This window comes from Stenotrophomonas sp. YJH_SMC_135 (genome assembly GCF_059372355.1).
In genome coordinates, this window is the sequence record NZ_JCAFVN010000002.1 from 923,552 (window position 1) to 948,388 (window position 24,837).

The 24,837-nt window shown below is 68.1% G+C and carries 18 protein-coding genes, 1 pseudogene and 1 riboswitch; of the genes and pseudogenes, 9 read left to right on the forward strand and 10 right to left on the reverse strand.

Annotation, left to right across the window (positions count from 1 at the left end):
- Positions 1 to 21 precede the first annotated feature (21 nt).
- Complete coding sequence (gene hslO / locus AC5P98_RS10695; RefSeq protein WP_014648070.1) at positions 22 to 915, reverse strand: Hsp33 family molecular chaperone HslO; 894 nt, start codon at positions 913 to 915, stop codon at positions 22 to 24.
- Positions 916 to 992: 77 nt separating this feature from the next.
- On the opposite strand from hslO, the gene mtgA reads away from it, so the two are divergent.
- From mtgA to AC5P98_RS10710, 3 genes and pseudogenes are all read left to right on the forward strand, one after another.
- A complete protein-coding gene (gene mtgA / locus AC5P98_RS10700) occupies positions 993 to 1,742 on the forward strand; it encodes a monofunctional biosynthetic peptidoglycan transglycosylase (RefSeq protein ID WP_032957384.1) in 750 nt (249 codons plus the stop codon).
- Between the two features lie 64 nt (positions 1,743 to 1,806).
- Positions 1,807 to 2,825, forward strand: a pseudogene (locus AC5P98_RS10705) (glycosyltransferase family 2 protein).
- A complete protein-coding gene (locus AC5P98_RS10710; RefSeq protein WP_012511858.1) occupies positions 2,785 to 3,216 on the forward strand; it encodes a CBS domain-containing protein in 432 nt (143 codons plus the stop codon). Before AC5P98_RS10705 ends, AC5P98_RS10710 begins: the two are co-directional and overlap by 41 nt.
- Before the next feature lie 171 nt (positions 3,217 to 3,387).
- Here AC5P98_RS10710 and AC5P98_RS10715 read toward each other — a convergent pair whose 3' ends face one another.
- From AC5P98_RS10715 to AC5P98_RS10730, 4 genes are all read right to left on the reverse strand, one after another.
- Positions 3,388 to 5,361 carry an AsmA family protein gene (locus AC5P98_RS10715; RefSeq protein ID WP_032955910.1) on the reverse strand — a complete coding sequence of 658 codons (1,974 nt, stop codon included), beginning with the start codon at positions 5,359 to 5,361 and terminating at the stop codon, positions 3,388 to 3,390.
- A gap of 82 nt (positions 5,362 to 5,443) precedes the next feature.
- Positions 5,444 to 6,082 (reverse strand): PAQR family membrane homeostasis protein TrhA, encoded by a 639-nt coding sequence (trhA, locus tag AC5P98_RS10720; protein WP_049404938.1) that lies wholly within the window; start codon positions 6,080 to 6,082, stop codon positions 5,444 to 5,446.
- A gap of 160 nt (positions 6,083 to 6,242) precedes the next feature.
- Positions 6,243 to 7,847, reverse strand: coding sequence for a peptide chain release factor 3 (locus AC5P98_RS10725; RefSeq protein WP_014648065.1), 1,605 nt, complete (start codon positions 7,845 to 7,847; stop codon positions 6,243 to 6,245).
- A gap of 66 nt (positions 7,848 to 7,913) precedes the next feature.
- A complete protein-coding gene (locus AC5P98_RS10730) occupies positions 7,914 to 8,798 on the reverse strand; it encodes a M23 family metallopeptidase (RefSeq protein ID WP_049404939.1) in 885 nt (294 codons plus the stop codon).
- Positions 8,799 to 8,946: 148 nt separating this feature from the next.
- Positions 8,947 to 9,065: riboswitch (SAM riboswitch) on the forward strand.
- A 77-nt stretch (positions 9,066 to 9,142) separates the two neighbouring features.
- Here AC5P98_RS10730 and metX point away from each other — a divergent pair.
- The 3 genes from metX to AC5P98_RS10745 are packed head-to-tail and all read left to right on the forward strand — an operon-like array spanning position 9,143 to position 12,470.
- A complete protein-coding gene (gene metX, locus AC5P98_RS10735) occupies positions 9,143 to 10,174 on the forward strand; it encodes a homoserine O-succinyltransferase MetX (RefSeq protein WP_014648063.1) in 1,032 nt (343 codons plus the stop codon).
- Positions 10,171 to 11,406 (forward strand): O-succinylhomoserine (thiol)-lyase, encoded by a 1,236-nt coding sequence (locus AC5P98_RS10740; RefSeq protein ID WP_046432019.1) that lies wholly within the window; start codon positions 10,171 to 10,173, stop codon positions 11,404 to 11,406. The genes metX and AC5P98_RS10740 overlap by 4 nt, the downstream gene beginning before the upstream one ends.
- Positions 11,403 to 12,470: a homoserine dehydrogenase family protein gene (locus AC5P98_RS10745; protein WP_032957054.1), complete on the forward strand. Its 1,068-nt coding sequence runs from the start codon at positions 11,403 to 11,405 to the stop codon at positions 12,468 to 12,470. Before AC5P98_RS10740 ends, AC5P98_RS10745 begins: the two co-directional genes overlap by 4 nt.
- A gap of 110 nt (positions 12,471 to 12,580) precedes the next feature.
- On the opposite strand, the gene AC5P98_RS10750 is transcribed toward AC5P98_RS10745, so the two are convergent.
- Together AC5P98_RS10750 and AC5P98_RS10755 are read right to left on the reverse strand one after the other, a co-directional pair.
- Positions 12,581 to 13,576 (reverse strand): alpha/beta fold hydrolase, encoded by a 996-nt coding sequence (locus AC5P98_RS10750; protein ID WP_032957057.1) that lies wholly within the window; start codon positions 13,574 to 13,576, stop codon positions 12,581 to 12,583.
- Positions 13,577 to 13,779: 203 nt separating this feature from the next.
- The gene (locus AC5P98_RS10755; protein WP_006464040.1) at positions 13,780 to 15,162 is read right to left on the reverse strand and encodes an L-serine ammonia-lyase; all 1,383 of its coding nucleotides are present in this window, start codon (positions 15,160 to 15,162) and stop codon (positions 13,780 to 13,782) included.
- A gap of 99 nt (positions 15,163 to 15,261) precedes the next feature.
- On the opposite strand from AC5P98_RS10755, the gene AC5P98_RS10760 reads away from it, so the two are divergent.
- Positions 15,262 to 15,492 carry a glutaredoxin family protein gene (locus AC5P98_RS10760; protein ID WP_014648059.1) on the forward strand — a complete coding sequence of 77 codons (231 nt, stop codon included), beginning with the start codon at positions 15,262 to 15,264 and terminating at the stop codon, positions 15,490 to 15,492.
- Positions 15,493 to 15,610: 118 nt separating this feature from the next.
- On the opposite strand, the gene AC5P98_RS10765 is transcribed toward AC5P98_RS10760, so the two are convergent.
- The 3 genes from AC5P98_RS10765 to AC5P98_RS10775 are packed head-to-tail and all read right to left on the reverse strand — an operon-like array spanning position 15,611 to position 17,400.
- Positions 15,611 to 16,183 (reverse strand): YceI family protein, encoded by a 573-nt coding sequence (locus AC5P98_RS10765; protein WP_495230003.1) that lies wholly within the window; start codon positions 16,181 to 16,183, stop codon positions 15,611 to 15,613.
- A gap of 3 nt (positions 16,184 to 16,186) precedes the next feature.
- Positions 16,187 to 16,759 (reverse strand): cytochrome b, encoded by a 573-nt coding sequence (locus tag AC5P98_RS10770; RefSeq protein ID WP_032957065.1) that lies wholly within the window; start codon positions 16,757 to 16,759, stop codon positions 16,187 to 16,189.
- The gene (locus AC5P98_RS10775; RefSeq protein WP_014648056.1) at positions 16,756 to 17,400 is read right to left on the reverse strand and encodes a YceI family protein; all 645 of its coding nucleotides are present in this window, start codon (positions 17,398 to 17,400) and stop codon (positions 16,756 to 16,758) included. The genes AC5P98_RS10770 and AC5P98_RS10775 overlap by 4 nt, the downstream gene beginning before the upstream one ends.
- A 164-nt stretch (positions 17,401 to 17,564) precedes the next feature.
- Here AC5P98_RS10775 and AC5P98_RS10780 point away from each other — a divergent pair, with 164 nt between their 5' ends.
- Together AC5P98_RS10780 and AC5P98_RS10785 are read left to right on the forward strand one after the other, a co-directional pair.
- Positions 17,565 to 21,107 carry a sensor histidine kinase gene (locus AC5P98_RS10780; RefSeq protein ID WP_495230004.1) on the forward strand — a complete coding sequence of 1,181 codons (3,543 nt, stop codon included), beginning with the start codon at positions 17,565 to 17,567 and terminating at the stop codon, positions 21,105 to 21,107.
- Positions 21,108 to 21,203: 96 nt separating this feature from the next.
- Positions 21,204 to 24,731 (forward strand): hybrid sensor histidine kinase/response regulator, encoded by a 3,528-nt coding sequence (locus tag AC5P98_RS10785; RefSeq protein WP_099475815.1) that lies wholly within the window; start codon positions 21,204 to 21,206, stop codon positions 24,729 to 24,731.
- The last annotated feature ends 106 nt before the right edge of the window (positions 24,732 to 24,837 follow it).

The window sequence follows — 24,837 nt, forward strand, 5'->3', positions numbered from 1 at the left end:
CCCCAGGTACAAGACTGCCGTTCACTGAAGTCGTTCAGGCGCCGGTACAGCCCCCTGGGCGCCGTGGAACAGTATGCCGAACTCCGTCAATGGAAAGTGATACTCGCGTCCGCAGAATTCGCAACGCACCTCGACGGCGCCAGTGTCCTCGGCGGCCGCTCGGGCCTCCTCTTCCCCCAGCGACTGCAGCATGCCGGCCACCCGCTCGCGCGAGCAGGAGCAGGCGAAGGAGAGCGGCTTTTCACCCAGCAGCTCCGGCCGCTCCTCGTGGAACAGGCGGTGCAGCAGCTGCTCGGCCGGGGTCGCCAGCAGTTCGGCCTTGCCCAGGGTCTCGAACAGGGCGCTGGCGCGCGCCCAGCCATCTTCGTCGCCTTCGTCGCCCGGCAGTTTCTGCAGCAGCAGGCCGGCGGCACCGTTGCGGTCGGCCGCCAGCAGCAGGCGGGTGGGCAGCTGCTCCGACTGGCGGAAGTAGTCCTCGAAGGCCTCGTCCAGTTCCGGCGCGGTCAGCGCGACCAGGCTCTGGTAGCGCTGCGGCTCGCGCGGGTCCAGGCCGGGGTTCTCGATGGTGATGGCGAGGATGGCGTCATCGCCGAGGCTGGACAGGTCACGCGGCGCGTCGGCGCCTTCGCTGAGCTGGGCGATGCCACGCAGGGTGCCGCCCGCGGTGCATTCGGCGAACAGGGTGCGCAGGGCAGTGCTGCTGCGCAGCTGCACTGACAGGCGGCCGTCGATCTTGGTGTGGCCGGTGAACAGGGCCGAGGCGACACAGGCCTCGCCGAGCAGCTCGGCAGCGGCGTCCGGGTACACGGCGTGGGACAGGATTTCCTGCCAGGTGGCCTGCAGGTGCACATGCACGCCGCGGACGCCGGCGTCGGGGAGCAGGAAACGGATCAGGGAATCGGAGTTGGCGGTCATCGGCTCACATCGCGCGTAAACGGGGGCGGTTGCCGGATAATGCGCCGACAACCAGATAGAAGAAGGATGCACCAGTAATGGGGGCAGCGGGAGAGCAGCACAAGGTAGTGGCGGAGGTGGCCGCGCCGCGCCGGCGGCGCTGGCGCTGGAAGCGGCTGCTGTGGCTGCCGGTGCTGCTGGCTGCTTTCAGCTGCCTGCAGGTGCTGGTGCTGCGCTTCATCGACCCGCCGGTGTCCACGGTGATGCTGTGGCGCTACGGCGAGGCGCTGGGCGAGGCGGACTGGTCCTATCGGCTGCATTACCAGTGGCGCGACCTCGACCAGATGGCGCCGAGCCTGCCGATCTCGCTGGTGGCGGCCGAGGACCAGCGCTTCCCCGACCACAATGGCTTCGATCTGCAGGCCATCGAAAAGGCCCGCGACCATAACGCCAGGGGAGGGCGCCTGCGTGGCGCCAGCACGATCAGCCAGCAGGTGGCCAAGAACCTGTTCCTGTGGCAGGGCCGCAGCTGGATCCGCAAGGGCCTGGAAGTCTGGTACACGGTGCTGATCGAGGCGCTGTGGCCGAAGGAGCGCATCCTGGAGATGTACGCCAACATCGCCGAGTTCGGTGATGGTGTGTACGGTGCGCAGGCGGCAGCCCAGAAATACTGGGGCAAGGACGCGGCCCGGTTGAGCCCGGCCGAGAGTGCGCGACTGGCGGCGGTACTGCCGGCACCGCGACGCTACAACGCGGCCGCACCGGGGCCGTATGTGCAGCGGCGCGCCGCATGGATCCAGCGCCAGGCGCGCCAGCTGGGAGGCGCGTCATACTTGTCGGAGGACTGAGGCAGGCGTGGCGTGAGCGGCGGGCGACGGGTCGTGCGCCTGGCCGGCAATGTACAATCCGGGCATGACCCGCGAACGGCTCACTTTTGTCATCGCCGCCTACAACGAGGCCCTGGCATTACCGCTGCTGCATCCACGGCTGTGCGCGGTGCTGGACGGCATGCCCGACATCGACGGCCACATCCTCTATGTGGATGACGGCAGTCATGACCGCACATGGGAGGTGATCGCGGGGTTGGCCCAGGCTGATGCGCGCGTCTCGGCGCTGAAGCTGTCGCGCAACTTCGGCAAGGAGGCGGCGCTGACCGCGGGCCTGGATCTGGTGCACGAGGGGGCAGCGATGATCCTCGATGCCGACGGCCAGGACCCGCCGGAGCTGGTGCCGCAATTCGTCGCGCGCTGGCGCGAGGGCCATGACAACGTCTACGGCACGCGCATGGCCCGCGATGGCGAGTCCTGGATCAAGCGCGCCACGGCAGCGATGTTCTACCGGGTGATGGGTCGCCTGTCGCGTACGCCGATCCCGGCCGATACCGGAGATTTCCGCCTGCTGTCCCCGCGCGCGCTGAGCGCCCTGCGCGGGATGCGTGAGCGCCACCGTTTCATGAAGGGGCTTTTCAGCTGGGTAGGCTTCAAGCGGATTGCCGTGCCCTATCACCGCCACGCGCGCGTGGCCGGCACCAGCAAATTCAGCCTGTGGCGGCTGTGGAATTTCGCCCTCGAAGGCATCACCGGCTTCTCGACTGTGCCGCTGCGGGCGGCCCCTACCTGGGACTGGCAACCGCCGCAGTCGCGTTCGTGTTCGGCCTGTGGGTGATCGTGAAGGCGGCGCTGTATGGCGACCGGGTGGCGGGTTGGCCGACGATGATGGCGGTGATCCTGTTCCTGGGGGGAGTGCAGTTGATCGCGCTGGGGCTGGTGGGAGAGTACCTGGGGCGGCTGTACGAAGAGTCCAAGCAGCGGCCGTTGTACCTGGTTGACGCGTGGCTAGCATCCGCCGTGGCAGACTCGGCCCTGCAACCCACCCTCGGAGGGCAGGCAGATGACGACGGTACGGCAACTGTTGGATGGCAAGTCTCCTGAAGTACATGCGGTCGCGCCGGACGCGGCGGTGATCGATGCGATCCGGTTGATGGCGGAAAAGGGCATCGGTGCGGTACTGGTGATGGACGGGCCGCGGCTGGTCGGGATCCTGTCCGAGCGTGACTACGCGCGCAAGATCGTGCTGCGTGATCGTTCATCGCGCGATACCGCGGTGGCGGAGATCATGACGGCGCAGGTGGTGACGGTGTCGCCCGGTGAGCAGGTGGAGCATTGCCTGCAACTGGTGACCGACTACCGCATCCGCCATCTGCCGGTGGTGGAGGGCGCGCAGGTGCTGGGGGTGATCTCCATCGGTGACCTGGTGAAGTCGGTGATTGATGCGCAGCGGCGCGAGCTGGACCAGCTGCAGCAGTACATCGTGGCGGGGTGAGGTGTTCACCGGCGGGCCTGCGGCCCGCCGGCCCGCCAACAGCAAGTGCAGAAGCAGAAGCGGCGCCTTCCTGATACGTCGGAGAGGCGGAGGGCATGGGCGTGTCCTGCCTGCGTCACCCGTCCCCCTCAAGCCACCATCAATGCAGGCGCCGCGAACAACGCTGTAACCCTACTTCGCATACTGCCCCCCGCAGTCGGCATCCTTGCCCGGCCCCAGTTCGATGGTTGCCAGCAATGCCGCCGGCGGGGCGATGCTGCCCAGTGCCAGGGCCACCGCGCCGCGGATGCCCAGCGCCTTGAAGTCCGGGCGGAACGACGGGTCCTTGAAAGTGCCGGCGATGTGCAGTGGCGAGCGCAGCACCAGGATGCTCTTGTCCTTCGGGCGTGGCTTCAACAGCAGGTCCAGGCTCTCGTCGCGCAGGCTGACCGTGCCTTCGCCGATGAGGATCGTGTCGGTGGTATCCACCGCCAGCGCCTGGCTAGTCATCAGGCCGTCGCGCACGCCGAAGTCGGCGAAGGCGCAACGCAGGGGGATCTGCTTGTCGCCGGTCACCAGGAATTTCAGCGACTCGGTGATGTCCAGGCCGGCCAGTTCCATCACCAGGTTGCCGACATGGCCACGGCCCATTGCCAGGCCGACCTTGCCGCTGCTGCTGCCGAGCATCGCGGCGATCGAATTGCCGCGGCCACTCAGGTCTACCTCGCCGCCGATGCCGCCCTTGGCCTGTTCGGCCAGCTTGGCGTCGGGGAACAACTGGCCAAGCTGCACGCCGCGCACACTGGCCTTCAGCGCGGTACTGATCTGCGGCTGGCGCGCGTCCATGCGGATCGTGCTGCGGATGTCGCCGCCGGCGACGCCGAAGTTCAGTGGGTCCAGCCGCAGCACACCGTCATCCAGCAACAGGTGTGCATCCATGTCGTCCAATGGCAATGACGGCGCGTTGATGCGGTGGGCTTTCCAACGCACGTCGGCATCCATCGCACGCAGCTTGCCGAGGTTGTAGGGCGTGTCCGGCAACACACGCGCTCGCGCGGCGAGCCGTGCGGCCTCGGCCTTCTGCTCTGCATTGGCGGTTTCGCCGCCGCCGGTCTTCGGTGGCGCACCGACGAAGCCGGCCAGGTCATCGAAGTCCAGGCGTCTGGATTCCAGCGTGGCGGTCAGTCGCGGGCGCGCGCCTCCCACTTCGAACTGCAGGTTGCCACCGAGGTCGCTGTCGCCGACCTTGCCGGTGAACTGCTCGTAACGCCAGAGGTCGTGGTCACGCTTGAGCCGACCATTCAACGCGTAGGGTGGGGACGGCGGAATGGCGATGCCGAGCAAGGGGTAGAGGTCGGCCAGGTCCTGGCCGCTGAGCGCGAACTGCAGGTCGAACACGCGCAGCTGGAAGGGATTGGTCAATGTGCCGCTGGCGACGGCGTGGGTGGCGCCAGCGCGACCGTCGAGGTGGATGCGGAACGGGTGGCCGCTGTCGGTCAGCTCCAGCGGTGATTCAGTACCACCGCGCAGGGTGAACGGATTGCCCTGCCAGCGTCCCTTGCCCTGCACCAGCAGCGGTGGCGCCGCGTCGGCCTGTTTCGGCTGGCCGCTGCGCACGTCCACGCGGATATCGGTGCGGCCGAGCGCATCGAGGAACTGCAGGCGACCGTCATCGACGCGCAGCCGTTTGAGCTGGGGGCTGGTCCCGCCGGCGCTGTCACCGAGGAAATCCCAGTTGCCCGGTTCGCCTTTGCGCGGGGCGGTTTCCAGCAGCACGTCCGGCCGGGTCAGGCGCACTTCGGGCAGCTGCACGCTGCCGCGCAGCAGGGGCCAGACCCGTACGTCGATCTCGACGCGGTCGGCGCTGGCCATATCGGGTTGTTTCGCCCAGCTGGCATTGGCGAAGGTGACCGCATCGGCGCGGATCGTGCTGGTGCGGCCGAGGTCGACATCAAGGTTCCCGATGTGCAGCACGCGGCCGGTGCGTGCCTGCACCGCGCGCTCCACCGGCCCCTTGAACCAGTTCCAGTCCCACAACGCGATCAGTACCAGGATCGCCGCCAGCAGGAAGATCAGGATCGTGAGCCAGCGCCGGCCTCGTGGGCCGGGGCGGCGGAGGCGCCAGCGGGGCGTGCGCTTTGCGGCAGGGGAGGCGGCAGCATTCACGCTGCCATGGTTGCCCCCTCTTCGTGGACAGGGCGCGAAGCGACCATGTGCATGGTGTGCACGCGCTGCCGTCGAGCGGCCGTTACAGCACCTGCATGGTGACCGCGACGAAGTGGCAGACGCTGCCGCCGATCACGAACAGGTGCCAGATGGCATGCGAGTACGGGATCGATTCACGGTGGTAGAAATAGGTCCCCAGCGTGTACGACAGGCCGCCGGCGAACAGCCAGGTGAGGGTGCCGCCATCGATCGAGGCCCACATCGGCTTGATCGCCACGACCACCAGCCAGCCCATGGCGATGTAGATCACCGTTGAGAGCACCTTGAAGCGGCCGGTGTAGAACAGCTTGAACACCACGCCGCCCAGCGCCAGCGCCCAGATCGCGGTGAACAGGCCCCAGCCCCACGGACCGCGCAGGCCGATCAGGGTGAACGGGGTATAGGTGCCCGCGATCAGCACATAGATCGCGCAATGGTCGAACACCTTCAACCGGCCCTTGGCGGCCGGATGCTGGATGGCGTGGTACAGCGTGGAGGCGGTGTACAGCAGCAACAGCGCGATACCGAATACGATCGCGCTGGCCAGCTGCCAGCCGTCGCCGTAGATCGCCGCCAGGGTGATCAACACCGCGCTGGCGGCCAGGGCGAATACCGCGCCCAGGCCATGGGTCAGGGCACTGGCGATTTCTTCACGGATCGAAGCAATGGACGTCGTGGACATGGCGTAGGCATTGTTCGCGGGGAGGGGGACCCGCACCCCCCTATCATCGCCGCGATGGGCGATGCGTGCACGCCTGTCACCGTATGGTGGGTGAATGTCTGCCTTGCGTTGGCTGGGGTCAGAGCCCTTTCCTGCCGGAAAGGGATCCGACCCCGTGGCATCAGCCTGCCGAAACGGTATGCGCCGCTTCGCGGGTGGCAGAGAAGCGCACGTCCGGCGAGCGTTCCTGGGCCAGCTGCAGGTTGACCCGGGTCGGCGCCAGGTAGACCAGGTGCCCGGCGGCATCCAGCGCCAGGTTCAGCGCGTTCTTCTCGCGGAACTCTTCCAGCTTCTTCTCGTTGCTGCAGTGGACCCAGCGCGCAGTGGTCACGCTCACCGGCTCGAAGGTGGCTTCCACGCCGTACTCGTCCTTCAGGCGGTAGGCGGCCACATCGAACTGCAGCACGCCGACGGCACCCAGGATCAGGTCGTTGCTGGTGAGCGGGCGGAAGAACTGGGTCGCGCCCTCCTCGGACAGCTGGGCCAGGCCCTTCTGCAGCTGCTTGAGCTTGAGCGGATCGCGCAGGCGGGCGCGGCGGAACAGTTCCGGGGCGAAGTTGGGGATCCCGGTGAAGGTGACCGCTTCGCCTTCGGTGAAGGTATCGCCAATGGAGATGGTGCCGTGGTTGTGGATGCCGATCACATCGCCCGGCCACGCCTCGGCGGCGATTTCGCGGTCGCTGGCCATGAAGGTCAGCGCGTTGGCCAGCTTCATTTCCTTGCCGGTACGCACGTGGAAGGTCTTCATGCCGGCGCTGAAGCGGCCCGAGCAGACCCGCATGAAGGCCACGCGGTCGCGGTGCTGCGGGTCCATGTTGGCCTGGATCTTGAACACGAAGCCGGTCAGCTTGTTTTCTTCCGGGGCGATCTCGCGGCCGGTGGTGGAGCGCGCCTGCGGTGCGGGTGCGTGTTCGACGAAGAAGTCCAGCAGCGGCTGCACGCCGAAGTTGTTGACGCCCGAGCCGAAGAACACCGGCGTCTGCTTGCCCTCGCGGTAGGCCTGCAGGTCGAACGGGTGGCTGGCGCCCTGCACCAGTTCCAGCTCGTCGCGCAGGTCGGCCAGCATCTGTGCACCGATCTTCTCGGCCAGGCCGGGAGCATCGATGGACGGGAAAATGGTCGAGTCCTGGCGGGTGAAGTTGCGGCCCGGTTCGTATAGGTGCACTTCGCCGGTCAGCAGGTGGACCACGCCCTTCAGGCGCTGGCCCATGCCGATCGGCCAGGTGACCGGCGCGCACTGGATGCCGAGCACGGTTTCCACTTCATCCAGCAGCTCGATCGGGTCCTTGCCCTCGCGGTCGAGCTTGTTGATGAAGGTCATGATCGGGGTGTCGCGCAGGCGGCACACTTCCATCAGCTTGATGGTGCGCTCTTCCACGCCCTTGGCCACGTCGATCACCATCAGCGCCGAGTCCACCGCGGTCAGCACGCGGTAGGTGTCTTCGCCGAAGTCGGCGTGGCCGGGGGTGTCGAGCAGGTTGACGATCTTGCCTTCATACGGGAACTGCATCACCGAGGAGGTGACGGAGATGCCGCGCTCCTTTTCCAGTGCCATCCAGTCGGACGTGGCGTGGCGGGCAGCCTTGCGGCCCTTGACCGAACCGGCCATCTGGATCGCGCCCCCGAACAGCAGCAGCTTTTCGGTCAGCGTGGTCTTGCCGGCATCAGGGTGGGAAATGATGGCGAAGGTGCGGCGACGCGACGCTTCGTTGGCGACTTCGGACATGGCAGTGGCGCCCGCCCGGGGCGCTTTTCAAAGAGATAAGCGCCCGATTATACCGGCCGGGGGCGGTCAGCGCCCGGTACCGCCTTCGGCCTCGCCCTGGCGGGCGAACTGCAGCTGGCCCTGCTCGGCGAAGATGCGCACCGGCACCGAGCGCAGGCCCATGCCGCGGTTGACCTGCACCACGAAGTGCAGGTGCGGGGCACTGCTGTAGCCGCTGTTGCCGGACAGGCCGATCGGCTGGCCGGCCCCTATCGCCTGGCCACGACGCACGCGCATGCCGCCGGCCTGCAGGTGGCCGTACAGCGCCATGCTGCCGTCGCTGTGCAGCACGCGGATGAAGTTGGCGCGGGCACCATCGCGTTCGCGGTCCTGGCCGTTGCCACGGAAGCCATCCTGGATCTGCATCACCGTACCCTCGCGCGCGGCCAGCACCAGGGTGCCCTCCGGCAGTGCGAAGTCGACCGCGTCGCGGTTCTCCTCGTCGTCATGGCTGAATCGTCCGTGCGGCGCCTGGTCCACGCGCAGGCGCGCGGCATCGAATGGCAGGCGGTAGGCGACATCTTCGGCCTGTGCGGCCGGGTTGCCCGGCACCGACTGCAGGCGCAGATCCAGCATGCGGCCATCGATCGGGGCGGGCAGGTGGCCGACTACCAGGCTGCTGTCGCCCTGGATCAGCGACTCGACCGGGAGGCCTTCGACCGGGTGCCCGGGGGCGGCGCGCAGCTGGATCTGCAGCGGCCCTGCCAGCCCGTTGTCGATCCGGGCCTGCCATTGCGTACCGACCGGCTGCAGGCGCAATTGGGCCATGGGGGCGGCGCCCTCGGCACTGCCTGCGCGAGTGGCAGGGGCGGAAGTGGGAGCCAGTCCCCAGCCCTGGCGCCAGTCGCCGGCGTGTGCGGTCGCGCTCGCCAGCAGAGGCAGCAGCAGGCAGGACAGGGGCAGGCGCGACATCGGCGTTTCCAGCGGAATGGACCGCCCGGACTGTACCCGATCCTGAACAGGGCGACCGGGACGGCCTTCGCATAGCTGTCCCAAGAATATTCATCGCTTTATCCGCATGAAGGGATTGACAGTGCCGGAAAGGGCTGGCATCGTGGCCCCACCATCGAGACCGGCAGAGGGACAGGCCCTTTGAAGCCGGGGCAGCCCGCAGGCGCGCAAGCGTCTGCGTAGGTGCCAAATCCTGCGGGGACCGTGGCGTCCACCGAAAGATGGTTCGAACCATGCACCACACGTGCATCTCGAACGCGGGCCCCGCGAAGGCTCGATGGCCGATTCCCCAACCGGATCCCGCCATGAGCTTCGCCGCCAGTACCGCCATTCGCCCCGAACCCTTTGTCCCCGTCAGCGTGCCGGTCGAAGACCGCGTGCATGCCGAGCGCGGTGAGTTCGCCGCGGTGTTGTCGATGCGCCACGCCGGCCCCAGCCCGGTGCGCCTGCGCTATGAGTGGGTCGGTCCGGCCAATGCACCGGTGGTGGTGCTGGCCGGCGGCATTTCCGCCCATCGCCACGTGGCGTCCAACACGCAGTTCCGCGAGAAGGGCTGGGCCGAAGACCTGGTGGGCAGCGGCCGCGCGCTGGATCCGCAGCAGCTGCGCGTGCTGGCCTTCGACTTCATCGGCGCCGACGGTGCACTTGATGTGCCGATCGATACCGCCGACCAGGCCGATGCCTTGGCGCTGCTGCTGGACCATCTCGGCATCCGCACGCTGAAGGCCTTCGTTGGCTATTCGTATGGCGCGCTGGTCGGCCAGCAGTTCGCGATCCGTCATCGTGCCCGCGTGCGCCAGCTCGTGCTGGCCAGCGGTGCGCACCGACCGCATCCGTATGCCGCCGCCTGGCGCGCATTGCAGCGCCGCGCGGTCGCGCTGGGCCAGCTGCAGTGCGGCGAAGACCACGGCCTGGCCCTGGCCCGGCAGTTCGCCATGCTCAGCTACCGCACCCCGGAAGAGTTCGGCGAGCGCTTTGATGCTGCGCCGGAGGTCATCAATGGGCGCGTGCGCGTGGCTGCCGAAGACTATCTCGACGCGGCCGGTGCGCAGTACGTCGCGCGCACGCCAGTGACCGCTTACCTGCGCCTGTCCGAATCAATCGACCTGCACCGCGTCGATCCCACCGCGATCCTGCCGCCGACCGTGGTGGTGGCCGTGGAGGGCGACCGCCTGGTGCCGCTGGCCGACCTGGTCGGCCTGGTCGAAGGGCTGGGCCCGCGCGGCAGCCTGCGCGTGCTGCGCTCGCCCTATGGCCACGATGCCTTCCTCAAAGAAACCGATCGCATCGATGCGATCCTCGCCACCGCCTTCCGCACTTCTGGAGAGTCCGCATGAGCCTGCACGCCAACGAGCCGTCCTGTAGTCGTACCACTGCCGCCGTCCGTGCCGGCATCGATCGGGACACCGCGCATGGCGCGGTCACGCCGCCGATCGTGCTGTCGTCGAACTTCAGTTTTGAAGGCTTCGGCAACAAGCGCCAGTACGATTACACGCGCAGTGGCAACCCGACCCGCGACCTGCTGGGTGAAGCGCTGGCCGAACTGGAAGGCGGCGCCGGCGGCGTCATCACCGCGACCGGCATGGGCGCGATCAACCTGGTGCTGAACGCGCTGCTGCAGCCGGGCGACACCCTGGTGGTGCCGCACGATGCCTACGGCGGCAGCTGGCGGCTGTTCAACGCGTTGGCAAAGAAGGGCCACTTCGAACTGGTCACCGCCGACCTGACCGATCCGCGAGCGCTGGCGCAGGCGCTGGCCACGCAGCCAAAGCTGGTGCTGGTGGAAACCCCGTCCAACCCGCTGCTGCGCATCACCGACCTGCGCTTCGTCATCGATGCCGCGCACAAGGCCGGTGCCCTCGTGGTGGTCGACAACACCTTCCTGTCACCGGCGCTGCAGCAGCCGCTGTCGTTTGGTGCGGACCTGGTGCTGCATTCCACCACCAAGTACATCAATGGCCACAGCGATGTGGTGGGTGGGGCGGTGGTCGCGCGCGATCCGGCGCTGCACGAGCAGCTGGTGTGGTGGGGCAACGCGCTGGGCCTGACCGGTTCGCCGTTCGATGCCTTCCTGACCCTGCGCGGCCTGCGCACGCTGGATGCGCGCCTGCGCGTGCACCAGGAAAACACGGCGTCGATCGTTGCCCTGCTGGACCAGCATCCGGCGGTCGGCGCGGTGTACTACCCGGGCCTGGCCGATCACCCGGGCCACGCCATCGCCGCGCGCCAGCAGAATGGCTTCGGCGCGATGCTGTCGTTCGAACTGGCGCACTGCGCCGGTGATGATCCGCATGCGGCGGTGCGTGCATTTGTCGACGGGCTACGCTGTTTCACCCTGGCCGAATCGCTGGGCGGCGTCGAAAGCCTGATCGCACATCCGGCCACGATGACTCATGCGGCGATGACCGCCGAAGCGCGTGCAGCCGCCGGCATCAGCGAAGGGCTGCTGCGCCTGTCGGTCGGCATCGAGGCCGAGCGTGACCTGCTGGCCGATCTCGGCGCCGCGCTGCAGCGCGCCGAAGCGGTGATCGATGCGGCCGCCCGCCGCAAACAGGTGGTGGACGCATGAGCGCACTCGCCGCTGACATTCCTGCGCTGGGGGCGGGACGCCTGGCGCTGCTCGGTACGGGCACGGTCGGTTCGGCCTTCGTACAGCGCTACCAGGCGCTGCAGGCACGCGGGTTGGAACTGCCCAGCGTGCAATGGCTGGCCAACTCGCGCACCGCGCTGGAGATCGATCGCGACCTGGCGCTGCCCTTGGAACTGGCACGTCGAGCCCCCCGCGATGGCCACAGTTCGCCACCATGGGCGAGCGCCGAAGGGCTGGAGCGTGGCGACGTGGTGGTCGATGCCACGGCCAGTGAAGACGTGGCCGCCCGTCACGTGCAATGGCTGGCGCGCGGCGTGCATGTGGTGACCGCCAACAAGCTGGGCCGGGGCGCGCAGCTCGCCCGCGCGCAGGCCATTGCCGAAAGCTGTGCCGACAGTGGCGCGCGTTATGGCGACAGTGCCACCGTTGGTGCCGGGCTGCCGCTGTTGAGCAGCCTGCGCGCGCTGGTGGCCGGTGGCGATCACATCCATGCCATCGAGGGCGTGCTGTCCGGCTCGCTGGCGTGGCTGTTCCATCGCTATGACGGCCAGTCGCCGTTCTCGGCGGCGGTGCGCGAGGCGCTGGCGGCCGGTTATACCGAGCCAGACCCGCGCCTGGACCTGTCCGGCGAGGACGTGCGCCGCAAGCTGCTGATCCTGGCGCGCAGCAGCGGGCTGGCGCTGGATGCGTCGCAGGTACAGGTGGATTCACTGGTGCCCGAAGCGCTGGCAGCGTTGCCGCTGGAGGATGCCGTGGCTGCCTTGGAGCAGCTGGATGCGCCGCTGCAGGCGCGTTGGCAGCAGGCACGTGACAACGGCCGCGTGCTGCGTTTCGTTGGCCGTGTTGACAGCGAAGGTGCGCAGGTGGGCCTGCGCGAACTGCCGGCCGATCATCCGCTGGCGCAGGGTGCCGGCACCGACAACCGCGTGGCCATCCACAGCGATCGCTACCGCCGCCAACCCTTGTTGATCCAGGGACCGGGTGCCGGCGCGGAAGTCACTGCGGCTGCGTTGCTGGATGACGTGCTGCGGATCGTGGGTTGATCGCATTGTTCCTGTAGCGCCGAGCCCACGCTCGGCTGCTCCTGACAGAACCCCGGTCCTGCCGCATGAGCCGAGCGTGGGCTCGGCTCTACAGAGGGCACGCCTGCCGGTCAGCGGGACTTCAGGGCCTTCAACAACGCGCTGTTGAACTGCTTGGGGTCCTGCACCTGCGGCGAATGGCCCAGTTCGGCGAACTCGACCAGCGTCGCGCCGGGAATCGCTGCGGCCGCTGCTTTGCCCAGCACCGGATAATTGCCCAGCGTCGCCTTCACCGCAGGCGGCGCCAGGTCGCGCCCGATCGCGGTGCGGTCCTTCTGGCCGATGAACAGCGTGGTCGGCACCTGCAGGTGCTTCAGTTCGTAGACCACCGGCTGGTTGAACACCATGTCCGAGGCCAGCGCCTGGCTCCATGCAACGGCCTGCTTGCCCGGGCCTTCGTACATGCCCGACTGCATCCGCGCCCACGGTTCGTAGGCCGGTTTCCATTTGCCGTCGTAGTACACCTCCAGCTGGTAGCGGCGGATGCTGTCATAGCTGATGTTCATTTCGCCGGCGTACCACGCGTCGACGCTGCGCCAGGGGACGCCCAGCGCCTTCCAGTCCTCCAGCCCGATCGGATTGACCAGCGACAGGCTGCGCAGGTCCTGCGGGAACATCAGCGCGTAGCGCACCGCCAGCATGCCGCCCATCGAATGACCGACCAGGTGCACCGGGACGTCACCCAGCTGCAGCTGTTGCAGCAGGGCATGGGTGTTGGCGGCCAGCTGCGCGAACGAATACTGGTAACGCTCGGGCTTGCTGGATTTGCAGAAGCCCACCTGGTCCGGGGCGATCACCCGATAGCCGGCGGCGACCAGTGGCTTGATCGATTCCTTCCAGGTGGCGGCACAGAAGTTCTTGCCGTGCAGCAGCACCACCACGCCGATGGGTGCCTTCTTCGGCGCGATGTCCAGGTAGGCCATCTCCAGCGGCTGCCGCTGCGATTCCAGCGCGAAGGTCTTCACCGGATAGCCGTAGTCGAAACCCTCCAGCCGAGGCCCGTAGGTGGGGGCGGCCAGGGCGGCCAGCGGAAGGCAGGCAAGCAGGGCGGCAGCGATCACGCGCATGGGGCAATCCGGGGTGGGGAAGCCCCGAGCCTAACCGGAACGCGGTGACGGTGTCGCCCGTACGGGCAAGGGTGACCGGGTAGAGTCGACTGTTGGTCGACTGCTCTTCCCTCAGGCCGCGGAAATCCCGCGCTGGGCGCGATAGCCGACTGAAAGTCGACTCTACCTGTGGCCCGTCGCCATCGCGCCGGAGCCGGTCGCCCTCAGCACTCGATGACGTTCACCGCCAGGCCACCGCGGCTGGTTTCCTTGTACTTGTCCTGCATGTCGCGGCCGGTATCGCGCATGGTCTTGATGACCTTGTCCAGCGACACCTTGTGCTTGCCGTCGCCACGCATCGCCATGCGCGAGGCATTGATCGCCTTCACCGCGCCCATTGCATTGCGCTCGATGCAGGGAATCTGCACCAGGCCGCCGATCGGGTCGCAGGTCAGGCCCAGGTTGTGTTCCATGCCGATTTCCGCGGCGTTCTCGATCTGGCTCGGGTTGCCACCCAGCGCCGCGACCAGGCCACCGGCCGCCATCGAGCAGGCCACGCCCACTTCGCCCTGGCAGCCCACTTCGGCACCGGAAATCGAAGCATTTTCCTTGTACAGGATGCCGATCGCCGCCGAGGTCAGCAGGAAATCGAACACGCGCTGTTCGTTGGCGCCGGGGCAGAAGCGGTCGAAGTAATGCAGCACCGCCGGCAGTACGCCGGCCGCACCGTTGGTCGGTGCGGTCACCACGCGGCCACCGGCAGCGTTCTCTTCGTTCACTGCCAGTGCGTACAGGTTGACCCAGTCCAGCGTCGTCAGCGGATCGCGCATCGCCGCTTCCGGCTTCGACGACAGCTCGCGGTACAGCGCCGGTGCACGACGGCCGACCTTCAGGCCACCCGGCAGCACGCCCTCCTCGCGGATGCCGCGGGTGACGCACGACTGCATCGCGCTCCAGATCTCGCGCAGCTGGGCGCGGATCTCGTCTTCGCTGCGCCAGCACTTTTCGTTCTCGAACATCAGCTGGGCGATGCTCAGGCCGCTGCGTGCGGTCTGTGCCAGCAGCTCGTCGCCGCTCTTGAACGGGTAGGGCAGCGGGGTTTCATCGGGCACGATGCGGTCATCGGCCGCGTCGTCCTGGTTGACCACGAAGCCACCACCGACCGAGTAGTAATCGCGGGTCGCGATCACTTCGTCGTCGGCGTTGTACGCGGTGAAGCGCATGCCGTTGGTGTGGTAGGGCAGCTTCTGGCGCTTGTTCATGCCGAGATCGCGCTTCTCGTCGAAGGCGATCTCGTGCTGGCCCATCAGCTGGATGCGCTTGCTGCTGCGGATGCGCTCCAGGGTGGCCGGAATGATGTCCGGGTCGATCAGGTTAGGCCGTTGGCCTTCCAGGCCCAGCAGGATCGCCTTGTCGGTGCCATGGCCGCGGCCGGTCAAGGCCAGCGAGCCATAGACATCGGCGCGGATGCGCGCGACCTCGTGCAGGCGGCCCGGGTCGAGCAGCCAGCGATGGATGAATCGCTCGGCGGCCTTCATCGGTCCGACGGTGTGCGAGGAGCTCGGGCCAATGCCGATCTTGAAAACGTCGAACGTGCTGACAGCCATGGATGCCAAACTGCGGGTACCGGACAAGCGGCTATTCTAGCGGCTTGCCGGGCCATCCGATGGCTGCGGCGCAGCATTTCCGCCACGGGAGCCTGACTGGTGCTGACCCTGATCCAGCGTGACGATTGCCACCTGTGCGACCTGGCCCTGGCCGAGCTGGCCAAGGCGCGGGCGCCGGAGTTCGAATCGGTGTTCCTGGATGACCAGCCGGCGCTGGAAGCGCGCTATGGCACGCGGGTGCCGGTGCTGCGCGACGAGCGCGGCGAGCGCGAGCTGGACTGGCCGTTCGATGCGGCCACGGTGCAGGCCTGGTTGGCCGTCGATCAGTAGTGCCGGCCGCTGGCCGGCAACCCCTCTGTTCCCGGTGATGCCGGCCAGCGGCCGGCACTACCGGATGCGTTGCGATGTCCGGTGATGCCGGCCACGGGCACGGCATCACCGGATGGTCTTATTTCGCGTCGAACTTCACGATCGTGCTGATCGCGGTGTCGTCCGGAATGGTCTTGGTATCGGCCCAGTCACCGCCGCCGACGCCGAAGTCCAGGCGCTTGACCGTGGCCTTGCCGGTCAGCACCGGCTGGGTGCCCGGCTTCCAGGTGAAGGTCAGGGTGACCGGCTTGCTGACGCCGCGCAGTTCCAGGGCGCCATCGGCGGCGAACTGGTCGTTGCCCACGGCGCGGAAGCCCTTGGCGGTGTAACGCGCGGTGGCGAACTTGCCGACATTGAAGAAGTCGGCGCCCTGCAGGGTCGAGTCACGGTCGCTGTTGCCGCTCTTGGCGCCTGCCAGCGGAATCACCACATCCAGCGAACCGGCGGCCGGGTTGGCCGGGTCGAAGCTGAGCTTGGTGGCGAAGCCCGGGAAGCTGCCGGTGAACACTTCGCCGTCGTACTTGCTGGCGAACACCAGGATCGAGCCGGCACCGGGGGCCTGCGCATACTCCGCAGCGAGCGCCGGGGCGGTGGCCAGCATGCCGGCCAGGGCGGCGGCCACGGCGGCCGGAGTGGTCAGTTTCAGGTTCATCGGTCAGTCCTTCTGAGGGGAGGCGAGCCAGCCGCGCGGCAACATGCGGGACAGCGTTGCATCGCGCTGGAACAGGTGGTGGTAGAAGGCAGCGCCGGCATGGGCCAGCACCACCGCGATCAACAGCCAGAAGCCGTATTCGTGGAGGGCATGGGACACCGCGACGACCTGCGGGTCGGGGCCGCTCAGCTTGGGCACGTCGACCAGGCCGAACCAACGGAACGGGCGCAGGCCACTGGCCGAGTCGTACAGCCAGCCCGACAGCGGAATGGCAAACATCAGCACGTACAGCAGCACGTGGGTGGCACTGGCGATGCGTTCCTGCCAGCTGGGCACGCCCGGCACCGGCTTCGGCGCACCCGCATACAGGCGCCAGCCGAGACGGAACAGCACCAGCGCCAGCACGGTGATGCCGATCGACTTGTGCGCGGTGTAGACCCAGAAGTACTTGGGCGTCTTGGGCAGTTCGCCCATGGTCAGGCCGACCACGCCCAGGGCGAGGATCAGCAGTGCGATCAACCAGTGCAGGAGCTGGCTGACACTTCCCCACGCGGCGGGGGTGTTCTTGGCGGTCATGAAGGGTCCTTGGGGGCCGTCGTGTGGTCGGAGTGTGGAACGGGAGCGGGAGTTCCCGGGGCGTCGCTGCGGTCGAGGGTGGCTTCGGCCTCGATCCGCACCTGTACCGCATCACCGATGACCCCCGGCCAGGCGGTGATGCCGAACGCGCGCCGGCTCAGCGTCGTGCTGGCGGAAAACCCGGCGGTGCGTCGGAATGGAGGGAGCGGGTAGCGCTTGAGCGCGTTGAGGGTCACGTCCAGGGTGACTTCCTGGCTGACCCCGCGAAGGGTCAGCGTGCCGATCACATGCGCACGCTTGGCGTCGATCGGTTCGACCCGGCTGGAGACGAAGCGTGCGCTGGGGAATCGCTCGCCATCGAGCAGGCTGCGGGCCAGCGTGGCCTGGTTCCACTTGGCGTCGCCAAGGTCCAGACGCGACACCGGAATGTCCACTTCCAGGGTGGCGTCGCGCCAGTTGTCGGGATCGAACAGCACGCGGCCCTCGCTGCCGGACACGGTGCCCATGGCCTGCGAGTAGCCCGCGTGATCGATGGAGAACAGCACCCGCGTGTGCACCGGATCGAGGCGATAGGTGTCGGCGGCCGCCCAGGCAGGGGCGGTGGCGAGCAGCATCGGCAGCAGGGCCAGGCAGGGACGCATCGATGGCGGGCTCCGGAAGGTGACGCTGTGATCATACGCACAGCCCCCTGCCAACGTTGCGTGCATGGCTGCAACAGTTCGTGGTGGTGCCGCCGCTGGAAACAGCCTGTTGCAGCCATGAACCCGGCCCTGTGTGACAATCGGCCCAGGACAGGGGGTTCAGGATGACGAGCGGCTGGCGCCGGTGGTGCCGTGGCATCGCAGGTATGGGACTGCTGCTGATGGCGATGGCCACGGCGGCTGCGACCCTGGACATGGCAGAAACACCGCGCCTGCGCCGCTTCGGTGCCGCCGAAGGCTTGCCGTCACGCATGGTGGTGGCGCTGGCCGAGGATCGCCAGGGCCACATCTGGGCCGCCACCGATGGTGGACTCGCCCGTTATGACGGCAACAGCCTGCGGGTCTGGGAGCACGATCCGGAACAGCCGGGCTCGCTGCCCGGCAACGAGATCGAGACCCTGCTGATCGATCCGCTGGACCGGGTCTGGGTGGGCATCAACGGCAAGGGCGTGGCCCGCCTGGATGCCGACCGCGAGCGCTTCCGGACCTTCGACACGGTCAATTCCACCTGCCAGGGGCAGTTCTGGGCGCTGGCCTATGTCGACGACGCCTTGTGGATCGGGACCAACAACCATGGCGTCTGCCGGCTTGGCGAGGACGGCAGCGTGCGCCTCTACACCCATGACCCGGCGCAGCCGGGGGGCCTGCCCAGCAACAGCATCTTCACCAGCCTGGTCGATGCGCAGGGCCGCCTGTGGCTGGGCACCGAAGCGGGCGTGGCGCGTTGGAACGGCAGCGGATTCGAGCCGGTGGCCGCGCGGGAACTGGGCACGCTGAGCGTGCTCCGGTTGAGCCGGGATGCGGAGGGTTCGATCTGGGTCGGCAGCCAGAACGATGGCCTGTACCGCATCGATGGGCAGGACCGGGTCAGTCGTCCGCGATGGGCCGACAGCGCCCAGCTGCGCTCGGCCCTGGTCCTGGCCGATCGCCAGGGGGGCTTCTGGGCTGGCACCTCCGATGGCCTGTTGCGGGGGGATGCGGCGGCGCTGCGCCGGCTGGAGGGCGACCGCGGCAGCGGCTTCCTGACCGCGCACAGCGGTGTGCTCGATCTGCTGCAGGACCACGAGGGCGGATTGTGGGTGGCGCTGCTGACCCAGGGCCTGGCCTATCTGCCACCGGACTGGCGGCGCTTCTCGATCTGGAACCAGCTCGACGGCAAGCCGCTGGACAGCCAGTACCTGTTGAGCGCGGCCAGCGATGGGAAGAACTACTACGTCGGCTCGGCGCGAGGGGTGTACCAGCTCGATGCGCAGGGCACCCTGCGCCTGCTGGCCAGCGACCGGCAGCTCGGCAGCGGCGTGGTGTGGTCGGTGCTGCCGCGCCCGGATGGGCGCCTGTGGCTGGGACGCGGCGGCCGCATCACCGTCTACGATCCGGCTACCGGCGCGCTGCGCGATCTGCGGATCGATGGCAGTGCCGACCTGCGCCAGCGCATCGACCTGATGCGGCAGGCGCCTGATGGCACGGTGTGGGTGTCGGTGATGGGCCTGGACCTGCAGCAGCGCGATGCAGAGGGCCGGCTGCTGCACCGCTATCCGCTGGAGCATTTCCGCGGGACCGCCGATGCGCCGATCGAGCAGATCCGCTTCGACGCCCATGGCCGGCCCTGGGTGATGGGTGACATGGGCATCTGGCGCGAGCAGGCTGGACGCTTCGAGGCAGTACCGGGCGTTTCGCGCGGGCCCATCTACGACCTGGTGTGGATCGATCCGCAACAGTTGTGGCTGGCGCGCCAAGGCGCGTTCGAGCGCTACCAGTGGGATGGCATGAGCCTGCGCCTGATCCAGCGCATCGACGGCAGTGCAGGCGTGCCGCCGGTCACCATGGGCGGGCTGGCGCTGGCCGGCAACGGCCAGCTGTGGGCGACGACGCCGCGCGGCCTGCTGCGTTGGGACCCGAAAACGCGGCGCCTGCAGCAGTTCAACGAGCGCGATGGACTGTCCGATGCGGAGTTCACCGGCCGGCCACCGGCAGTGAATGCAGATGGTCGCGTGCTGGCCGTCACCCAGACCGGGTTGGTTGCCTTCGATGTGAATGCCGACGACACGGTGCTGCCTTCTTCATCGCTGGTGATCGCCGAAGTGCGCGTACGCCGCGACGACGCGCGCGGCTGGCAACCGTTGCCGCTCACCGGCACCCTGTTGCTGGGACCGGATGACCGCGATCTGCAGATCGATGCGCGGCTGCTGTCCTATGCCAGCCCGCAGGGCAACCGTTACCGCTTCCGCGTGCAGGGCTATGACCAGGACTGGGTGGAGCAGGGGGGCGATGGCCAGCGCACCCTGTCGCGGCTGCCGACCGGCAGCTACGTCATCGAGGTGCAGGCAGCGACCGCCCGGGGCGCGTGGACGCCTTCGCAGCAGTTGCAGGTGAAGGTGCTGCCGCCGTGGTGGCGCAGCGGCATGGCGATCTTCGGCTACATCCTGCTGGGGTCGCTGCTGCTGGTGGTCCTGGTCTGGTCGGTCCGCGCGCGGCTGCGCCGTCGTCAGCAATGGCAGCTGACGGTGCACAAGCAGCAGCTGGCCGAGCAGGCCTCGCAGGCCAAGAGCCGTTTCCTGGCCACGCTGGGCCACGAAGTACGCACGCCGATGACCGGCGTGCTGGGCATGAGCGAACTGCTGCTGGCGACTCCGCTGGATCCGGTGCAGCGTGGCTACGCGGGGTCGATCCAGCAGGCCGGCAGCCATCTGCTGCGGCTGGTCAACGATGCGCTGGACCTGGCCCGCATCGAAGCCGGGCGGCTTGAGCTGGATCTGCGTCCGTTCGACCTGGAGGAACTGCTCGACCAGGTGCAGGGCCTGATGCAGCCGATGGCGCAGCAGCGCCAGCTGGAATTCCGGCGTGGTGAAAACCCGGCAGGGCCGGTCAGTGTCAGCGGCGACGAGATGCGCGTGCGCCAGATCCTGCTGAACCTGCTCGGCAACGCCATCAAGTTTACCGAGCGCGGCCACGTCGGCCTGGCCGTGCGCCTGGAAGAGAAGGGCGGCCTGTGTTTCGAAGTGCATGACAGTGGCCCGGGCATCAATGCCGAGCAGCAGCAGCGCCTGTTCCATCGTTTTGAACAGGCCGACGGTCCGCGCACCGCGTCGCGCTACGGCGGCAGTGGCCTGGGACTGGCGATCTGCCAGGAACTGGCGGTGGCGATGGGGGGGCGTATCGAAGTGGACAGCCAGCCTGGCAAGGGGGCGCGGTTCCGCGTGCGCCTGCCCCTGCCCTGGACGCGCCAGGCCGCCAGCACCGCGGGCGAGGTGGCGGCCCTGCCGGAACTGCCGCCGCTGCGCATCCTGCTGGTCGAGGACGACGCCACGGTGGCCGAGGTCATCGCCGGCCTGCTGCGGGTGCGCGGGCATGAGGTGGTCCACGTGCTGCATGGCCTGGGTGCGCTGTCGGAGATCGCCACCGATGGTTTCGACGTCGGCCTGCTCGATCTCGATCTGCCCGCGCTGGACGGTACGGCCATCGCCCGCCAGCTGCGCACCATGGGCTATGAACTGCCGCTGGTGGCAGTGACCGCCCGTTCCGATGCCTACGCCGAAACCCAGGTGCTGGCCGCCGGCTTCGATGGCTTCCTGCGCAAGCCGGTGACCGGCGACCTGCTGGTGGCGGCCATCGCCCAGGCGCGTGCGAAACGGCAGGCAACTGCGTGACTGTGCCGGCGCCGGGCGTGAACGGCGCGACTTTCGGTTTACCATGCCGACGCCCGCAGCGCGGGAATCATCAGGACCAGCGTGAGGAGGCAATCGGTGGTGTATCTGCGGGCGGCGATGCTGCTGCTGGTCCTCCTGTGCGGCGCGTTGCCCGCTGCGGCACAGCCGGTGCCTCCGAGCCCGCGGCAGGTGACGGTGTTCGATGGCCTGCCGTCCAATACCGTCAACCGCATGGCCGAGGACCGGTACGGCTACCTGTGGATCGCCACCAACGATGGCCTGGCCCGCTATGACGGCCGCACCTACCGCGTGTGGCGTTCCGAGGATGGACTGCGTGACAACCGCATCTGGACGGTGCTGGTCGATGCCCGCAACCAGTTGTGGATAGGCACCGAGAACGCTGGCCTGGTGCGCATGTCGGCCGACCGCCGGCAGCTGCACTTCTACGACCGCAGCAGCCAGCCGTTGATGGGCACCAACACGGTCTGGAGCCTGGCCAGCACGCCTGATGGCTCGATCTGGTTCGGTACCCACGAAGGCGGCCTGTACCGCCTGGACAGCCAGGACCGCCTGCAGCGCTTCCTGCCCGAGCCGAACAATCCGCGCAGCCTGCCTTCGTCGTCGGTGCCCTACCTGGCCACGCTGGCCGATGGCAGCCTGTGGATCGGCACCAAGCATGGCGTGGCACGCTGGACCGGGACCGACTTCGAGCGTGTCGGTACGGACATCATTCCCAGCCTGCTGATCAACGGGTTGACCGCCGAGCCCGATGGCAGCCTGTGGATCAGCACGATGGCCGGGGCCACCGTGCGCCGCCCGGATGGCCGCTTCGAGGCACCGCCGTGGAAGCTGCCGCCAGGCGAGCAGGTGCTGGGCATGATGCTGCGCGACGAGCAGGGCGGGCATTGGCTGGATACGCGCACCGGGCTGGGACGTGCGGTCGACGGCCAGTACCAGACCGTGCCGCTGTACAGCGCGATCGCACGTGGTCCGGTGCGGCCGAACTGGACCGGTGCCTATGAGGACCGCGAAGGTGGCATCTGGCTGGCCAGCACCAATGCCGGGTTGTGGCACCTGCTGCCACGCTGGTGGCAATTCTCGGTGCTGTCGCGGCTGGAGGACGACCCCAGCTCGCTGCGCAATGCGCTCGTGCTGGGCACCAGCCCGTCCAGCAATGGCGGTGTCTGGACCGTGGGCAGCCATGGTGCGCTGGACCGCTTCGATCCGAAGACCGGCAGGATCGAGCAGCACCGCACCTGGGTCAACGGCATGCACTGGCTGACCTCGGTGCGCGAGGACCGGCGTGGCCAGGTCTGGATCGGATCGACCGATGCACTGGTGCGCTACGACCCGCAACGGCGCGAACTGCGTCGTTGGGGCCGTGATGCCGGTGCCGATGCGGCGATGGAAGGGGTCATCGAAGCGATGATGACCTGCGACGGCGACAGCCTCTGGTTGATGCTGCCCGCTGGCCTGCAGCAACGTGATCTCGACGGACGCCTGCGGCGCCAGCTGGACAATGGCCAGCGCGGCCTGCAGCAGGGCCAGCTCAACCTCGATGTGGAATGCGGTCCGCAGGACCATATCTGGCTGGCCAGCAGCCGTGGCCTGCTGCAGTGGCTGCCGGAAAGCGAACGCTTCCAGCCGGTGCCGGGTGCGCCGGCAACGGCCATCCATGCGTTGCATGTGGGCCGTGACGGCCAGGTCTGGTTGTCCGAGGACGGGCGCCTGTCGCGATACCGCTGGAGCCAGGGGCGGCTGGAACGGCAGGCGGTGGTCGGTGCCGAACAGGGCTATCCGGCGATCTCCGCCTCTGGACTGGTGGTGGATGCGCAGGGCGTGGCCTGGGCGACCAGCGCACGCGGCCTGGTACGTGTCAGTGCCGATGGGCAGAGCGTGCGCCTGTACGGCGTGCACGACGGCCTGCCAAGCCAGGAATTCCGCGAGCACACCCTGATCGCAGCGGCCGATGGCCACCTGGTGGCCGGAACGGCGGCAGGCGCGGTGGTGTTCGACCCGGAGCAGGTACGGCCTTCGGTACGTCGCGCGCCACTGGTGATCGAGCGGGTGGAAGTGCGCCGCAACGAACAGGTGCTGGACATGACCCACGATGCGCCGTTGCAGATCGCCGATGGCGATCGCGACCTGCGCATCGTCGCGCGATTGCTGTCCTTTGCCGACTCGGCGTCCAATACCTACCGTTATCGCCTGGCCGGCTACGACCCGGATTGGGTTGAGGTCGGTCCGGCGGGTGAACGCCTGTTCTCGCGCCTGGCGCCGGGCAGCTACCGGCTGGAGGTGCAGGCACGCTCGGCCGACCATGTGTGGTCGCGTGTGCAGAGCCTGGAATTCCGCGTGCAGCCGCCGTGGTGGCGCAGCCTGTCCGGCCTGCTGGTGCTGGCGTCGGTCGGGTTGCTGTTGACCAGCTGGTTCGCCTGGTTGTACCGACGTCGCCTGCAGCGGCGCCACGCCTACCAGCTGGCGCTGCACAAGCAGGAACTGGCCGAGCAGGCCTCGGCGGCCAAGACCCGCTTCCTGGCCAACCTTGGCCATGAGATCCGTACGCCGATGACCGGCGTGCTGGGCATGAGCGAGCTGCTGCTGGCCTCGCCACTGGATCCGCAGCAGCGCGGCTACACGCAGTCGATCCGGCATGCGGGCGAGCACCTGCTGCATCTGGTCAACGATGCGCTGGACCTGGCGCGGATCGAGTCCGGGCGCCTGGAGCTGCAGTCGCAGTCGTTTGCGCTGAATGGCCTGCTGCAGGATCTGGCGGCGCTGATGGGCCCGCTGGCTGCACAGAAGGGCCTGCGCTTCGTCCTCGACAACCAGCTGCCGCCGGGCCTGCAGGCGACCGGTGATGCCATGCGCGTGCGGCAGATCCTGCTGAACCTGCTGTCGAACGCAGTGAAATTCACCAGCCGCGGCACCATCACCCTGCATGCACGTTGCGATGGCGAGCTGCGCGCGCTGCATTTCGAGGTACGTGATACCGGCCCGGGCATCAGCCAGGAACAGCAGCAGCGCCTGTTCCGACGCTTCGAGCAGGCCGATGGTGCACGTACGGCAGCGCAGTACGGTGGCAGCGGCCTGGGCCTGGCGATCTGCCGCGAGCTGGCACAGGCGATGCAGGGGCGGATCCAGGTGGAGAGCCAGCTGGGCCGGGGCACCTGCTTCGGCGTCACCCTGCCGTTGCCACTGGTGGTGGACGGTGACGCCGAGGTGTCCGCCGAGGGGCATCGCGACGATGCGGCGAACATGCCACCGCTGCGGGTGCTGCTGGTCGAGGACGATGCCACCGTGGCCGATGTGGTGCGGGGGTTGTTGAGCGCACGCGGCCACGAGGTGGTGCATGCCGGCCATGCGCTGGCGGCGCTGCGCGAGATCAGTGCCGGCGATTTCGACGTCGGCCTGCTGGATCTGGACCTGCCCGGCCTGAGCGGCTTCGAACTGGCCCAGCACCTGCGTAACCAGGGCTACATGCTGCCGCTGCTGGCGGTGACCGCGCGGACTGATCCGGACCTTCAGCAGCAGGTGGAAGCGGCCGGCATCGGCGGCTTCCTGCGCAAGCCGGTGACCGGTGAACTGCTGGTGGAAGCGATCGCCAGGGCGATGGGTAGGTAGGGTTTATTGCAGGGCTTGCAGTCCTGCACCTGCAGAATCAACGTCAAAAGCCCGCCTTCGACAGTTTTCCGCGATCTGTCGGAGCTCGGGGTCGGATCCCGTTGCT

Bases quoted from the DNA above. Each gene is read 5' to 3' on its own strand.
- AC5P98_RS10730 (WP_049404939.1), bottom strand. From the start codon at position 8,798: ATGTCGCGCCTGCCCCTGTCCTGCCTGCTGCTGCCTCTGCTGGCGAGC.
- trhA (WP_049404938.1), bottom strand. From the start codon at position 6,082: ATGTCCACGACGTCCATTGCTTCGATCCGTGAAGAAATCGCCAGTGCC.
- AC5P98_RS10725 (WP_014648065.1), bottom strand. From the start codon at position 7,847: ATGTCCGAAGTCGCCAACGAAGCGTCGCGTCGCCGCACCTTCGCCATC.
- AC5P98_RS10710 (WP_012511858.1), top strand. From the start codon at position 2,785: ATGACGACGGTACGGCAACTGTTGGATGGCAAGTCTCCTGAAGTACAT.
- AC5P98_RS10765 (WP_495230003.1), bottom strand. From the start codon at position 16,183: ATGAACCTGAAACTGACCACTCCGGCCGCCGTGGCCGCCGCCCTGGCC.
- AC5P98_RS10750 (WP_032957057.1), bottom strand. From the start codon at position 13,576: ATGCGCGTGATCGCTGCCGCCCTGCTTGCCTGCCTTCCGCTGGCCGCC.
- AC5P98_RS10745 (WP_032957054.1), top strand. From the start codon at position 11,403: ATGAGCGCACTCGCCGCTGACATTCCTGCGCTGGGGGCGGGACGCCTG.
- metX (WP_014648063.1), top strand. From the start codon at position 9,143: ATGAGCTTCGCCGCCAGTACCGCCATTCGCCCCGAACCCTTTGTCCCC.
- AC5P98_RS10775 (WP_014648056.1), bottom strand. From the start codon at position 17,400: ATGCGTCCCTGCCTGGCCCTGCTGCCGATGCTGCTCGCCACCGCCCCT.
- hslO (WP_014648070.1), bottom strand. From the start codon at position 915: ATGACCGCCAACTCCGATTCCCTGATCCGTTTCCTGCTCCCCGACGCC.
- AC5P98_RS10755 (WP_006464040.1), bottom strand. From the start codon at position 15,162: ATGGCTGTCAGCACGTTCGACGTTTTCAAGATCGGCATTGGCCCGAGC.
- AC5P98_RS10770 (WP_032957065.1), bottom strand. From the start codon at position 16,759: ATGACCGCCAAGAACACCCCCGCCGCGTGGGGAAGTGTCAGCCAGCTC.
- AC5P98_RS10780 (WP_495230004.1), top strand. From the start codon at position 17,565: ATGACGAGCGGCTGGCGCCGGTGGTGCCGTGGCATCGCAGGTATGGGA.
- mtgA (WP_032957384.1), top strand. From the start codon at position 993: ATGGGGGCAGCGGGAGAGCAGCACAAGGTAGTGGCGGAGGTGGCCGCG.
- AC5P98_RS10740 (WP_046432019.1), top strand. From the start codon at position 10,171: ATGAGCCTGCACGCCAACGAGCCGTCCTGTAGTCGTACCACTGCCGCC.